14 protein-coding genes are annotated in these 14,183 nt (G+C 44.4%); 8 read left to right on the forward strand and 6 right to left on the reverse strand.

Annotated elements, in window-relative coordinates; all coding sequences use genetic code 11:
• Nucleotides 1–215 precede the first annotated feature (215 nt).
• Together A3IK_RS0110805 and smpB are read right to left on the reverse strand one after the other, a co-directional pair.
• Nucleotides 216–971 carry a TrmJ/YjtD family RNA methyltransferase gene (locus A3IK_RS0110805; RefSeq protein WP_020559994.1) on the reverse strand — a complete coding sequence of 252 codons (756 nt, stop codon included), beginning with the start codon at nucleotides 969–971 and terminating at the stop codon, nucleotides 216–218.
• Nucleotides 972–1,457 (reverse strand): SsrA-binding protein SmpB, encoded by a 486-nt coding sequence (gene smpB / locus A3IK_RS0110810; protein WP_020559995.1) that lies wholly within the window; start codon nucleotides 1,455–1,457, stop codon nucleotides 972–974.
• A gap of 95 nt (nucleotides 1,458–1,552) precedes the next feature.
• Here smpB and A3IK_RS0110815 point away from each other — a divergent pair, with 95 nt between their 5' ends.
• The gene (locus A3IK_RS0110815; protein WP_020559996.1) at nucleotides 1,553–1,990 is read left to right on the forward strand and encodes a type II toxin-antitoxin system RatA family toxin; all 438 of its coding nucleotides are present in this window, start codon (nucleotides 1,553–1,555) and stop codon (nucleotides 1,988–1,990) included.
• Nucleotides 1,977–2,336, forward strand: a complete 360-nt coding sequence (locus A3IK_RS0110820; RefSeq protein ID WP_020559997.1) for an RnfH family protein — start codon at nucleotides 1,977–1,979, stop codon at nucleotides 2,334–2,336. The genes A3IK_RS0110815 and A3IK_RS0110820 overlap by 14 nt, the downstream gene beginning before the upstream one ends.
• 65 nt (nucleotides 2,337–2,401) lie before the next feature.
• Here A3IK_RS0110820 and A3IK_RS0110825 read toward each other — a convergent pair whose 3' ends face one another.
• Nucleotides 2,402–2,716, reverse strand: coding sequence for an outer membrane protein assembly factor BamE (locus tag A3IK_RS0110825; RefSeq protein ID WP_020559998.1), 315 nt, complete (start codon nucleotides 2,714–2,716; stop codon nucleotides 2,402–2,404).
• A gap of 69 nt (nucleotides 2,717–2,785) precedes the next feature.
• Between A3IK_RS0110825 and fur the strand changes: the two genes are divergently transcribed.
• The 6 genes from fur to pgmB all read left to right on the forward strand — a co-directional run bounded on the left by fur (nucleotide 2,786) and on the right by pgmB (nucleotide 8,404).
• Nucleotides 2,786–3,205 carry a ferric iron uptake transcriptional regulator gene (gene fur / locus A3IK_RS0110830; protein WP_020559999.1) on the forward strand — a complete coding sequence of 140 codons (420 nt, stop codon included), beginning with the start codon at nucleotides 2,786–2,788 and terminating at the stop codon, nucleotides 3,203–3,205.
• A gap of 84 nt (nucleotides 3,206–3,289) precedes the next feature.
• On the forward strand, nucleotides 3,290–3,505 hold the full coding sequence (gene rpsU, locus A3IK_RS0110835) for a 30S ribosomal protein S21 (RefSeq protein WP_020560000.1): 216 nt from the start codon (nucleotides 3,290–3,292) through the stop codon (nucleotides 3,503–3,505).
• A 16-nt stretch (nucleotides 3,506–3,521) separates the two neighbouring features.
• Nucleotides 3,522–3,968, forward strand: a complete 447-nt coding sequence (locus A3IK_RS0110840; protein ID WP_026220924.1) for a GatB/YqeY domain-containing protein — start codon at nucleotides 3,522–3,524, stop codon at nucleotides 3,966–3,968.
• 33 nt (nucleotides 3,969–4,001) lie between these two features.
• Complete coding sequence (gene hemE, locus A3IK_RS0110845; RefSeq protein ID WP_020560002.1) at nucleotides 4,002–5,066, forward strand: uroporphyrinogen decarboxylase; 1,065 nt, start codon at nucleotides 4,002–4,004, stop codon at nucleotides 5,064–5,066.
• Nucleotides 5,067–5,423: 357 nt separating this feature from the next.
• Nucleotides 5,424–7,703, forward strand: coding sequence for a glycoside hydrolase family 65 protein (locus A3IK_RS0110850; RefSeq protein WP_020560003.1), 2,280 nt, complete (start codon nucleotides 5,424–5,426; stop codon nucleotides 7,701–7,703).
• A 17-nt stretch (nucleotides 7,704–7,720) separates the two neighbouring features.
• The gene (pgmB, locus tag A3IK_RS0110855; RefSeq protein WP_020560004.1) at nucleotides 7,721–8,404 is read left to right on the forward strand and encodes a beta-phosphoglucomutase; all 684 of its coding nucleotides are present in this window, start codon (nucleotides 7,721–7,723) and stop codon (nucleotides 8,402–8,404) included.
• 135 nt (nucleotides 8,405–8,539) lie between these two features.
• Here pgmB and truA read toward each other — a convergent pair whose 3' ends face one another.
• The 3 genes from truA to A3IK_RS0110870 form a co-directional block, all read right to left on the reverse strand.
• Nucleotides 8,540–9,319 (reverse strand): tRNA pseudouridine(38-40) synthase TruA, encoded by a 780-nt coding sequence (gene truA / locus A3IK_RS0110860; protein WP_020560005.1) that lies wholly within the window; start codon nucleotides 9,317–9,319, stop codon nucleotides 8,540–8,542.
• 65 nt (nucleotides 9,320–9,384) lie between these two features.
• Nucleotides 9,385–12,903 carry a motility hub landmark protein FimV gene (locus tag A3IK_RS0110865; protein WP_020560006.1) on the reverse strand — a complete coding sequence of 1,173 codons (3,519 nt, stop codon included), beginning with the start codon at nucleotides 12,901–12,903 and terminating at the stop codon, nucleotides 9,385–9,387.
• A 254-nt stretch (nucleotides 12,904–13,157) separates the two neighbouring features.
• Nucleotides 13,158–14,174: an aspartate-semialdehyde dehydrogenase gene (locus A3IK_RS0110870; protein WP_020560007.1), complete on the reverse strand. Its 1,017-nt coding sequence runs from the start codon at nucleotides 14,172–14,174 to the stop codon at nucleotides 13,158–13,160.
• Nucleotides 14,175–14,183: the final 9 nt, after the last annotated feature.

A 14,183-nucleotide genomic window follows, 5' to 3' on the forward strand; every position in this document is an offset into this window, starting at 1 on the left:
AGGGCACTGACGACTACACTCGTGATGACCTCTGCATCACTCATACGGCTGGGTTCTTCGCAGCGCTTTAGGCTCTTTAAAAGGTCGTCACAGACACAATAGAGCGCTATGATCGTTTCTTCCATGAGGCGTTCTCGTTTAAAGGGTTTGTTTTCGTCGATAGACTTTAAACGATCCTCATGGATTTTTCTTTAGCTCACGCAACTTGGGTTTTCTTATACTCTTGGTCGGAATTTTCGCCCCTGAAATGCAGCCAAGATGCCCCGCAAGATATTCAGCTCACTTTGAGTGAGATGAGTACGCCCAAATAAACGCCGTAAACGACTCATTAGTAGACGCGGATTGTCAGGATCTAAATAACGAACTTCCACTAAAGTTTGCTCTAGATGCTCATATAACCCCTCTAGCTGCGCTCCCGTTGCTAACGGTTCACCTAATCCCTCTACTTGAACGTTGGGCAACGCATCCAAAGCTCGCACCGCCTGCGAACACTCATAACAATAGAGCTGAATAGCCGCTGCAATATTGAGCGAGTAATAATCCACTGCCATCGGAATATGGGTGAGATACTGGCACTGTGCTAATTCCTCATTCGTCAGCCCTGTGCGCTCACGCCCAAACACTAAGGCTACTTTTTGCCCTGTGAGTTGTGAGGCCACAAACTCACCACACTCTCGTGCAACTAATTGAGGCCACGCTAAGGAGCGCTCAGAACGCGCACTTGTACCAATGACAATTTGGCAATCCGCAAGTGCTTCATGCAAGGTAGCAGTATGCTTAGCACTCTCTAAAATACTATCCGCCCCTGACGCCATCGCTTTCGTTTGCGGTGAATTAAAATCTTTGGGCTGCACTAGGCGCAAATCACTCACGCCCATGGTTTTCATCGCCCGTGCTGCCGCACCAATATTGCCCGGATGCGAGGTTTGCACCATGACAATACAGAGGTTATCTAGAACTGACATCATCATTTAACGGGTACTGTGCTTCATAATACGTTCTTTCTCGCGCCCCCAATCCCGATTTTTCTCGGTATCGCGCTTATCGTGTTCTTGCTTACCTTTACCTAGACCAATTTCGACTTTTACCCGATTATTTTTCCAATACATAGCCGTTGGTACGACGGTATAACCTTTACGATCTACCGCTCCCATGAGCTTATCAATTTCACGCCGATGCAAGAGCAATTGGCGGTCTCGAAACGCATTAGGAATAATGTGGGTCGATGCTGATAATAAAGGAGTGATCAACGCAGCAAATAAATAGGCATTACCATTGCGAAACATCACATAGCTATCTTGCAATTGTATACGTCCGTCTCGAATACTTTTCACCTCCCAACCTTCTAGTGACACGCCTGCTTCATAGGTACTCTCGATGGAGTAGTTAAAGCGAGCCTGCTTATTGAGCGCGATAGTATTACTTCCTGAGGAAGATTTTTTCTTTTGTTTAGCCATTGAGATTGATATGTTTATCTTGACATAAGGAGCCGATAATAACGCTATCAGCCTAGAATAGAAACGCCCGATTAACTTAAAAGGAACCTGATTACATGGCGCAGATTAGCCGCAGTGCTTTAGTCCCTTACAGTTCTGAACAAATGTATCGCTTAGTGAATAATATCAATGACTATCCTCTTTTTTTGCCTTGGTGTAGCCGTGCTGAAGAGCATGAGCGTAGTGAGCATGCGGTCAAAGCTAGTGTGGAAATAGCCAAGGGAGCTATGAATAAAAGCTTCACCACCCGGAATAGTCTAGTTCCTAATCGAAGTATTGAAATGTCCCTAGTCGATGGCCCTTTTAAGCATTTACATGGCTTTTGGCGCTTTGATGCACTGGATGAGGCAGCCTGTAAGGTCTCCTTTGATCTAGAATTTGAGTTTTCTAATAAGCTAGTAGCCTTTGCGATTGGCTCTATTTTTAATCAGGTTGCCAACACTTTGGTCGATTCTTTTGTAAAACGAGCACATGAGCTGTATGGAAAAGCCTAACACGTCTAATACAACGCCTACCCTGATTCCTATTGAGGTCATCTATGCTCTGCCTCAGGAACAGGTACTGCTCACCGCTCGTGTACCGGAAGGGAGTACACTAGCTGAAGGTATTAAAGCGTCTAAAGTATTAGAGCGTTACCCAGAGTTAGCCTTAGATCTAGCTCAACTTAAGGTGGGCATATTTAGCAAGCTCGCTACCCTAGAGACGGTATTAAAAGCCCGCGACCGGATTGAAATTTATCGCCCCCTCATTGCTGACCCTAAAGAGGTACGTAAACAACGAGCGGCTGAAGGTAAGAAAATGAAGCGTGGTAATGCTGACTCAGAAAGCTCGGAAGGCTAATTAGCCCTCCGAGTACTTTTCATATTTTAAAGGTAATGTTATATACTGAGTGCCACACTCAAGAATTAAGGGTTCATTTGATCTAAGCGTAGATCAGACACGACCCCATTATTGAAAAATACGGTCACACCCTGTTTTTTAGAGGTTTCATTGCCCTGCTTGAGATAAAACACATAATCCCAGCGATTTTGATTAAAATCATCTCTTAACAAAGGAGTACCCAGAATCATTTGTACGTCGGAAGGAGACATGCCTCGTTTGACTTGATTTAACTCTTCTTGTGTGACGATATTGCCCTGCTCAATATCTGCTTTATATAAACTACAGCCACTGAGCAGCAGCATTGCCATACAGGAAGCTAAAATGATTGATTTGATCATGGTAACCTATCTTATCTAGTTAGAACGTAAGCGTTACCATCATAGACTATTCGCCAAGGAGAATGCAGGGTGGAAGAGAAAGATATTAAACGCGCCGGATTAAAAATCACCCAACCTCGTCTCAAAATTCTGGAGCTACTCGGTACTGCCTCTGAACGACATATGAGTGCAGAAGAGATATACCGTCGCCTATTATCGAACCAAGAAGACATTGGTTTGGCGACCGTTTATCGCGTCCTGACTCAATTTGAAGCAGCGGGTTTGATTACTCGCCATCATTTTGAGGGTACTCAAGCCGTGTTTGAACTCAGTAGTGATGACCATCACGACCACATGGTTTGTAGCAAGACCGGGCGGGTGGTGGAATTTTATGATGAGATTATTGAGCAACGCCAAAAAGAAATCGCCGCTAAACATGGGTTTAATATTAGTGGGCATTCGTTGATTCTTTATGGCGAGTTTGCCCAAAAAACGGATGAAACCCAATAAAAAAGGATGATCTTTTTTTGCATTTCTTGGTGACCACGGTATAATCTTGCGTTCACTAAAATCCGTAATTTTTGAAGTGGTACTATGCCAAGCGTAAAAGTAAGAGAATCAGAGCCATTTGAAGTGGCGCTCCGCCGTTTTAAACGTACTTGTGAAAAAGCAGGTGTCGTTGCCGAAGTTCGTAGCCGCGAATTTTATGAAAAACCTACAGCGATCCGTAAACGTGAACGCGCTGCTGCCGTCAAACGCAACTTAAAGCGTATTTCTCGTGACCTGAACCGTCGGGTTCGCTTGTACTAACTAGAAGTACTCTACCATGTCACTTAAGCTTCAACTGACAGACGACATGAAAGCTGCCATGCGTGCCCATGATAAGGGACGCTTGGGGGCTATTCGTCTCATTCTTGCTGCCGTCAAACAGCAAGAAGTCGACACTCGCTTAGAACAAAGCGATAGCGATATTATTACCATCCTCACCAAGATGGTAAAACAACGCCGTGACTCCATTAGCCAATTTACTGCGGCTAATCGCATGGATTTAGTTGCTCAAGAACAAGCTGAGCTAGAGGTCATCCAGACCTATTTACCCCAAGCATTGACTGAGGCCGAAGTAGCCACCTTGATTAGCCAAGCGATTCAAGAGACCGGAGCTGCGACTGCTCAGGATATGGGTAAGGTAATGAATTGGCTGAAACCCAAAGTACAAGGGCGTACTGATATGGGTAAACTCAGCGGCTTAATTAAAGCTCAACTCAGCGCCTAACTCCTTTTCGCCTATTAGCCCAGCAGAGGTATTATGATGAAACCTATGAATGATCGTTTCTTGCGTGCTCTGCTGCGCCAACCTGTCGATACCACGCCTGTTTGGATTATGCGCCAAGCGGGACGGTATTTACCCGAATATCGTGCTACTCGTGCCAAAGCGGGTAGCTTTATGGATTTATGCAAAAATCCAGAGCTGGCTTGTGAAGTAACGCTCCAACCCTTAGAGCGCTTTGATTTAGACGCCGCTATTTTATTCTCAGATATTCTCACCATACCTGATGCAATGGGTTTGGGATTATATTTTTCTGAAGGTGAAGGCCCACGTTTTGAACGTCCGGTACAAACCGAAGCCGCGATTCAAGCCTTAAGTATCCCCGACCCTGAATTAGAATTAGGTTATGTGATGGATGCAGTACGCACCATTCGCAAAGCCCTCAATAATCAGGTGCCGCTGATTGGTTTTTCTGGTAGCCCGTGGACTCTTGCCACCTATATGGTTGAGGGTAGCTCTAGCAAAGAATTTAGCAAAGTCAAAGGTTTGCTTTATGACAACCCTAAAGCCATGCACCTACTGTTAGATAAGCTTGCTGATAGTGTAACTAGCTACCTCAATGCTCAAATTGCAGCCGGTGCGCAAGCAGTCATGATCTTTGATACTTGGGGTGGTACTTTAACGCCGAGTACTTATCGCGAGTTTTCATTGCGCTATATGGAAAAAATCGTTAAGAACCTCACGCGTACCGTTAATGGTGTCACTATTCCTGTCACTTTATTTACTAAAGGTGGCATGCAATGGCTAGAAACAATAGCTGCAACAGGTTGTGATGCCTTAGGGTTAGATTGGACGATTAATATCGGTGAGGCTTATCAACGCGTCGGTAATAAAGTTGCTCTGCAAGGCAATATGGACCCTTGCGTGCTGTATGCCTCCCCTGAAGTGATTCGTACTCACGTCCAACAAATTATCCACGACTTCCCTGCGCCTACGGGTCATATATTTAATCTAGGGCATGGGATTCATCAACATATTAACCCTGAGCATGTAAAAGTATTAGTAGATACCGTGCATGAATTAGGCCGAGTCGGTAAAACCTAAATAGCATTGCAGTTATTTATGCTATGCGTTAAATAGCAGGCTAACTAAACTAGGGTATTATTTTTATTGATAATACCCTTATGCAAAAGAAATTACCGCTAAAAATAACTATAACTACCCCCCTATTCTCACTCTTAGTCTTTTATTGTTCTATTCCCCCCCCTATTATTTAAAGCACCTTCAATACTTCAAAGCGTTATAAAATTTTATAAGTATTCCCCTAGCTTTTAGCCACAAAATCTTGTTATATACGCAATACCGCTAGGCTTATTGTGGCTGCAAGCGTTTAGAAATTATGTCTAGACCTCCATCTAGAATACTGTCATTGTTAAATAACAAGAGTCCGAGATAGTCACCATGAATCAATCCTCTGCTACCGCCTCTGGTTGGCTTTTACCCGAAACCTCACTGAATGAGGCTACCGAACACTACCGCAAAAATGAAACCCTCATGGCATTATGTAATGGCTATCTTAGTCTGCGCGGTAGCTTTGAGGAAGAAACTATTCAATTAGGCCATGCTGGCACCTATATGAATGGTTTTTACGAATTCCATCCTCTGCATTACGGCGAAAAGTTCCCCGGTTACCCCGACAATAGCCAGGTCATGATTAATCTACCTGACCCTAAAAGTGTTATTCTCACTATTAATGGTCAGACTTTCTCCTTAGATCAGGGTAAAGTGCTCCATTTTGAGCGTCAGTTAGATATTCAAACCGCTACCCTAACCCGCTCTGTGATTTGGGAAGCTCCTAATGGCAATCAGGTACAAATTGACTCGGTACGTTTTGTTTCTGCCACTCAAAAGCATTTGGCAGGCATGCAATACCAAGTCAAAGCCTTGAATTTTAGTGGGGCTATTACCTTAGAAAGCCTGATTGCTTTAAATCGCACCAATATCTCACGCGCGGATGATCCACGTATTGGCGTGACCTTTGATGATGCCATTTGGCGTATTCACAATGTCTACCATGCCGAACAAGTGCTGCAAGTGAGCGGCAAAACCAGTAAATCACAATTAGAATTTCGCTGTACTGTGTCTAGTGTATTTTCTGGTGCTCCGCATACTATCGAGTTTACCCAAACCGATAATAAAGCCAGCCTCATTGCCAAGGCCACACTACAACAAGGTGAAACCCTCACCTTACACAAATATATGTGCTATGACCGCATGGATATGGATAATCCGGTGAGTTTTGCCCTAGCCATGCAGCAACAAGGGTTTAATACCTTATTAGCAGAGCATCAAGCTTGGTGGGCGAATGCTTGGGCGCAGATGGATATTCAAATCGAAGGGGCACAACCTCTACAACAAGCGATTCGCTTTAATATGTTCCATCTTACTCAATCGGTAGGTAAAGATGGGCAGACTAATATTAGTGCTAAAGGTATGACCGGCGAGGGGTATGAAGGGCATTATTTCTGGGATACAGAAATCTATATGATTCCCTTTTTCCTCTATACTCAGCCCGAAATTGCCAAACAGCTATTAATGTTCCGTTATAATACCCTAGAAAAAGCGCGTAGCCGTGCTCGTGAATTAGGGCATAATAAAGGCGTATTATACCCGTGGCGTACTATTAATGGTGACGAGTGCTCGGCTTATTATCCTGCTGGTACTGCGCAATATCATATTAATGCCGATATAGCCTATGCTATACAGCTCTATTATAACGTCACCCAAGATCGTGAGTTTATGGAAAACTACGGTTTAGAAATGTTATTAGAGTTATCCAATCTATGGATGGTCATGGGCGTATTTGACCCTGAAAAAGATAATGCATTTTGTATTCAAGAAGTTACCGGCCCCGATGAGTATACCTGCCTAGTAAATAATAACTTCTATACTAATAGCATGGTTAAGCATCAAATTGGCTTTGCTGTAAAATGCTTAGATCAAAACTTTAAATTAAATGCCAATACTCAAGCATTAGTAGCGCAATTTGATAAGAAACTTGCCGAGCAGATTGTGGATTCTATCTACTTGCCTTATAGCGAGCGTCTGCAAATCCATATGCAAGATGATGCTTTCTTATCGCGTCCAGTATGGGATTTAGCGAATACCCCTCGGAATAAATTCCCGCTCTTAATGCACTATCATCCTCTGACTTTATATCGTCATCAAGTTTGTAAACAAGCCGATGTGGTGCTCGCGGAATTATTATTATCCGATCAATTTTCACTAGAGCAAAAACGGCGCGATTTTGATTATTACGCTAAAATTACGACGCATGACTCCTCTTTATCAACCTGTATTTATGGCATTTTAGCGTGTGAATTAGGAGATATGGAGCAAAGCTATAATTACTATATAAAAACAGCTCGCACAGACTTAAATGATTTCCACCATAATGCTAAAGACGGTATTCATGCTGCGAATATGGCTGGCTCTTGGATGGGTGTCGTTTACGGTTTTGCGGGCATGCGTTTAAATCATGGCGTATTAAGTTTTGCTCCTCAGCTTCCTAAAGAATGGACGGCCTTTAGCTTCCCCATTCATATTCAAAATAAGAAGCTCACTGTACGCATACAGGCTGATCAGACCACTTATACCCTAGAGCAAGGCCAAGATTTAGTGATTAATCATAGAGGTAAGCCAGTTACTCTCACCCTAAATCAATCAGTACAACTTGCTTAAATTAATGGATCACTGTTATGAATAAACCAACCGCTTTTATCTTTGACCTCGATGGCGTGATTACCGATACCGCGCATTATCATTTCTTGGCGTGGCAAGCCTTAGCACAAAGTATTGGTATTGATTTTGATGCCGCCTTTAATGAAAACCTTAAAGGTGTTGGACGCATGGAATCACTAGAGCTGATTTTACAAAAAGGGAATAAAGCGAATGCTTATACCCTTGTCGAAAAAGAAGCGATGGCGACCCAAAAAAATGAGCACTACAAAGAATTGATTGTCAAAATGACACCCGATGAAGTGCTGCCTAAAATACCGGAATTATTACAGCGCTTACAACAAAGTCAGGTCAAAATTGGTTTAGCCTCCGCCAGTAAAAATGCTTTTACGGTATTAGGCTGTCTTAAAATGTTGGGTGACTTTGATTATGTCGCCGATGCTGCCAAGATCCCGAACTCTAAACCCGCACCGGATGTGTTTTTAGATGTTGCCAAACACTTTGGCCTAGACAGTAAATATTGCATTGGTGTCGAAGATGCCGCAGCGGGCGTTGAATCGATTCATCGCGCGGGCATGTTTGCGGTAGGTATTGGTGACGTATCTAGCCTTGGTGAAGCCGATATTTTATTCCCTAATACGGCTGCCATTGATGTAGACGCGATCTATCGTGCTTATGATCAATGGTTTAAACAGCAAGCATAGAGGGAACTCTTTAAGTAATCGGGCATTTCTTCCGCAGTCGCTGTAAATACATCCCTGTACGCTACAAGGCGGCATCCTTGCCGCCAAAACTGCTCCAGAAACACCCGATTACTTTTTATTAGCCACTGGAATCCACTAGTTTATTAGGGGTGGTAGGCTAGGTGCAGGTAATTGAAATCGCTCTGGGTAATAAGCCTGCACAAAATATAATCCTTGTGGTGGAGCGGTCATTCCCGCTTTAGTCCGATCCTGTAGTGCCAATAACTCCGCTATCCACTCAATAGGCTTTTCACCTGTGCCTACTTTTAATAAAGATCCGACAATATTACGCACCATATGGTGTAAAAAAGCATTGGCTTTAATATCCACATACACCATTTCACCCGAACGCCAAATAGTTAGCTCTTGAATTTCCCGTATCGCATGCCGCGCCTGACACCCAGCCGCTCGGAAACTAGAAAAATCATGTTCGCCCAAGAGTACTTGTGCCGCTTGATGCATTGCTTTTTCATCTAAGGGGTAATAGATCCAAGCCATTTTGTGCTGAAATAATCCGGGACGTGCTAATCGATTGACAATAATATAGCGATAACGCCTAGCAAATGCCGAGAATCGGGCATGAAAATCATCTTCAATCGGTACGACCCAACGCAAAGCAATATCAGAGGGGAGTTTAGAATTAGTACCAAATAACCAACCGCGTGGATCACGTTTAGCATCGGTATCAAAATGGATAATTTGTCCTACAGCATGCACACCACTATCGGTACGCCCGGAACAAGTCACACTGATGGGGTGTGCTGCAATACTAGACAGAGCTTGCTCGACCTGCTCTTGCACCGAAGGCGCATGACCTAATATTTGCCAACCACAATAATTAGTTCCGTCATACTCCACACATGCCGCAAATCTCATCACATTATCCCAATAAAAAAGGCCAGCCTAAGGGCTAGCCTTTATAACGAGTCTGAGTGAGTTTCTCAACCGGCTTGATGCAATAATTGCTGCGCTTCGCGGCGTTGATCGTCATTACCCTCGACTACAACTTCCTCTAAGGTAGAACGTGCACCTTCAATATCACCCATATCTAAATAAGCCCGTGCTAAATCAAGCTTAGTGCTGATATGCGCTTCATGTAGATCAATTTCTTCATCCGGTAGATCTAAGAAGGATAAGGCATCATCAATATCACCCAGCCACTCCTCCTCAGCCGGAGCACTGACAGGCGCAATATTAGCTGCAGAATTAGCTGACTTTGTATAGAAGTTGTTTTCTGGCAAAATCTTATTCAGATCATCATCTTTAATATGCAGCGCTAAATCGGTTACTTTCTGCTTAGCAGGTGTAGGGGCCGGTGCTGTATTAATTGCTGGTGCTGGAGCGGCTGCCTGATTAGGTGCTGGTGTTCCTGTATCAGCTAAGGTTAGATTATGCTCTTTCAGCAAATCATCTAAAGCAGAAAAATCACCATCATCTAAATCATCAAAGTCGTCAAGATTATCCGCTGCTGCTTGAGCCGGTTTGCTACCCGAACCAATCACGCCGGTCGCTAAGGCAGCTGCACCTGCTGCAGTCGCTGCTGCTGCCGCACCTAGCTTACCACCTAAGGCATCTAAACCGTCTCCCGCTGCTTTTGCGGTCGAACTCAGCGCATCCCCAGCATTACTAACCGCATTACCGACCTTATTAGCGGCAGATTCCACGCCTAAATCTAAATCATCAAATAAATTGACTAAACCTTTCTCAGGTGTTTTAGGCTCTATGGGTAATGGATCAGTATCGAAGTCGAGACTATCTAACTCATCTAGCATACTGCTAGCCGTAGGACGCGGTGTATCCGAGTTAAGCGGCGTAGTCGCTAACTTAGGCTCATCAAAATCTAAGTCAAAATCAAAATCATCTAACTCATCCACTAACTGAGTAGTGGTCGGTTGCTGAGCCTTCTCTGCCTCTGCTGCAGCCTTAGTATTTAGCAAACTTGCAGGTGCGGCTATCTCATTCGCATTAGGGCTAATCGCCGTAGTCGTTGCATTAGACTTTAATGGATTAGAGGTAGACAAATCTAAATCTGGTAGATCTAAATCATAGTCATCAAAATCATCATCCTCTGCACGCAAGGCTGCATTAGCCACGGCAACTGCACCCGTTCCGGTAGCGGCTGCAACACCTGTGGCAGTAGCTATTTTATTACTAGTTAGTTCAGGAGCAACGGCTGCTGTAGCCGAATAGAGTGGATTATCTGGGCTAATCTTGCGTCCCCAGACCACAATATCATCCCATAAGCGCTGTTTATTAGCGCCTGATTGATCCATAAACTCTTGAGCCGTTTGATCAAAGGCGGCGCGATTATTAGCAGCGAAATAATTTTCTAATAATTTATGACGATACTCTAAACGCTGCGGATGTTTCTCAATGGCTTTTTTCAGCTCACTTTCTGCCTGTTGGTGTAAGCCATAGGCAATATAGACATTAGACTCCATCAGTACGTCATCCTCTTCAGGAGGTGCCGTATGTTTAACATCTAATGTGGAATCAAACGCTTTAGTACTAGTACTGCTAACCGTATCAAGTGCTGCTTCACGTACATCATGTACATCACGCACAGGTGGTAGATCGTAGTCTGGTGCAGTATGCTTAATATCATTATCTAAATTAGCAAATACATCCACACCCTGACGTTTTTCAACCGTCTTCGGAGAGGTAACAATATCGTCCTCTAAATCGAATACGGTATCATTATTGGCAACTTTCCGCTTTCTACGTCCCAAGAAGTGCCAGAGTAAGCCTAAAAATAATGCCCCTAACCCAGTCCCTGCCGCAATTTGGAAGAACAAAGGCGAATTCAACATACTCAGTAAATCGTTTCCACCCGCCGTCTCATTCGCAGCAGCAGTGACGACAGGTTTCACCTCAATCGGCTTAGGCACTGCTACAGGTGCTGGAGTTGCAGGCGGAACGGTACGATTAACCATGCCATTTGCATTAGCAACCGTATTACTCGCGGGCTGTTGCAGATTCGTAACGGTACTGCCATTGTTAGGCGGTAAGGTTGTACCATTCGTAGTAGTAGCAGGTGTACCTACATTACTAGCTGGTGTACTGACATTAGTCGGTGTTCCGGTGACGGTACTAGGTGTAGTCTTATTGCCTAGAGAATTTTGCATATCAGCCATTTGGGTATTACCCATAGCCACTAAGCGATTTTTCTTCTCTAACATTGACTCTAGGTCAGACAAGCGTGAGCGTAATTCAGTGTTTTCACGTTGGCGAGTAGAAATCGACTCACGTGTCAATGAGAGTTGTTTTTCTAACTCTTGTAAACGTGCTTGACCGGCTGCTGCAGTTGCCTTATTGCTGGATGTAGCCGCTTTATTGCCACCTAGCACTTCTAAACGTGGTTTAGTATTTTGTTTTTCTGGTACTTGAGGTGTACTTGGTTTATCTGCTTTTGCTGTTTTGGTTGGTTTAGTAGTACGAGTAGTCGGACGTTCTTGCGCTACTGTAGTGCTAGCCGCACGACCCCGGAACTCTTTCCAATCTGAATGCTGTTGACGTACCTGCTGACGTGCGGTGTTTGGAGAAACACTTTCTGCCCTTTCCATAGTAGGTGCACGTAAGACTGCTCCACGCTTGAGGCCATTAATATTATTATTAATAAAGGCTTTAGGATTAGCACGATACAGAGCGATCATCATTTGATCAGTCGTCAAATTATCTGGACGAGCTTGTTCAGCAATACCGTATAAGGTATCACCCGCTCGTACACGATAGGTACGGTTAGCGACTGCCCGACGAGCCGGACGTGCAGGTTGTTGCACTACAGGCTGTGGTTGTGCCTCCTCCATGTCTTGAGGCTGAGCTTCCATCTGACGCTGCGCTTCCATTTGGCGCTGAGCTTCAAGCTGGCGTTGACGCGCCGCTGCTGCTGCACGTTCACGTTGCGTAGGTTGTGGCTGCGCCTGCACTCTTTGTGCTGGAGCTGCGGTTGCAACACGAGTCTGTTGTGGCTGTTGCTGTTGTGGTGCCGGACGTGCTACCCGACCACTAGCGCTAGGTTCTGCCCGTACGGTTGCCTCTGCGGTTGCGGTACTACCCGGTTGCATGAGCACCGGTGGGTCTAACATGACCGTATATTCTTTTAATAATTGACCTTGAGGCCAACTGACTTCTACTAAAAAATTAACAAATGGCTCGTCAATAGGCGCATCGGACGATACGACAATAACGGGTTTGCCATTTCTAATATTGGTCGAAAATCGTAAGCTTTCTAGATAGGCGGGGCGGTCAATACCAACACGGTTAAACACACTAGGAGGTGCTAGACGAACCTGTAGTTGTTGAGCTTCCTGAGCATTGGTTGAAAGCAATTCGATTTGAGCTTTCAGCGGCTGATTCAGGTTAGAGTTAGACTCAATATCGCCTAGACTCAGCGCATTGGACGCCGCCGGATAAATTCCTCCCGCGACGAACACGGCTAAACTTAGAGCCTGCTTATTCACTGCGATTCCCCTTTTATGTGTGCGACTGTTGCATCTCTGATCCATCCCCGGAATTTGACTTAGCCCTAAATTATATAATTTACGGATGAATAGTGATTGTAATTATTATCAGTTTTTCAACTATATATGAGCACGTATTGACAAGCAATTGTCTACCTGAAGCCCCAGCTAACCATTATAAGCGAGACTAATGGCTAGATAAGCTTATTCTCACAGGAACCCATTAATTTGAGCTGAACTTTTTTAACACTGTTTTACCATTCTTGCACCAATAACTCCGCTATTTGTACCGCGTTTAAGGCAGCACCTTTACGTACATTATCAGCCACTACCCATAAATCAAGTCCACACGGGTGAGAATAATCTTCACGAATTCGCCCTATAAACACGGCTTCTTCATTTGCCGCCTCAGTTACAGGGGTAGGATACCCTTCGTCTTCATTCGCCTCCATGACAGTCACCCCCACCGCTTGTCGTAATAGTTCATAAGCTTGATCAGTACTCAACTTATGCTCTGTTTCGATGTGTAAGGCTAATGCATCACCAAAGAATACAGGAACCCGGACAAAAGTAGGATTTACACCCAAATGAGGGGACATTAGCAAGCTACGTACCTCCTGCATGAAACGGTTCTCATCGACTGTATAACCATTATCTTGCAGAGCATTAATTTGTGGCAACACATTGAAGGCTATTTGCTTGGGGTATAACTTAGTATCAATCGGACGCGCATTTAATAATTGTGCCGTTTGATTTGCCAATTCATCAATACCCGCCTTACCAGAGCTTGATACCGCCTGATAGGACGTAATATTTATGCGCGTAATTTTAGCTGCGTCATCTAATGGTTTTAAAGCCATAAGTGCTTGAATGGTAGTACTAAGCGGATTAACGAGCATATTGTGATTTTTATACTCACTTACCGCCGCTGGATTCACCTCTGGAATGACCAAAGGCACCCCTTCCCTACCACTAAAATGACCACTTAAATCAATGACTACACAGCCTGCTTGTGCCGCTTCCTCGCCATAGTCAGCCGCTAGATCAGCCTCGATAAAAAAGGCCAGCTCCACCGTGGTGAAATCAAAGGCCTCAATATCCTGCACATCCAAGGTTCGACGACCAAAATCAACGTCCTCATCCCAAAAGGAAACCTTAGCCAAAGCATTGAGCTTTTCTATGGGAAAGTTACGCTCAGCGAGTAATTCCATCAAGGTCTCACCCACTAAGGTTTTAGCACCTACTACGGCTACCGTATATTTTCTGATCATCGTTCCTAT

The sequence above is a fragment of the Thiofilum flexile DSM 14609 genome, assembly GCF_000380185.1.
In the GTDB taxonomy this organism is placed as follows: Bacteria; Pseudomonadota; Gammaproteobacteria; order Thiotrichales; family Thiotrichaceae; genus Thiofilum; species Thiofilum flexile.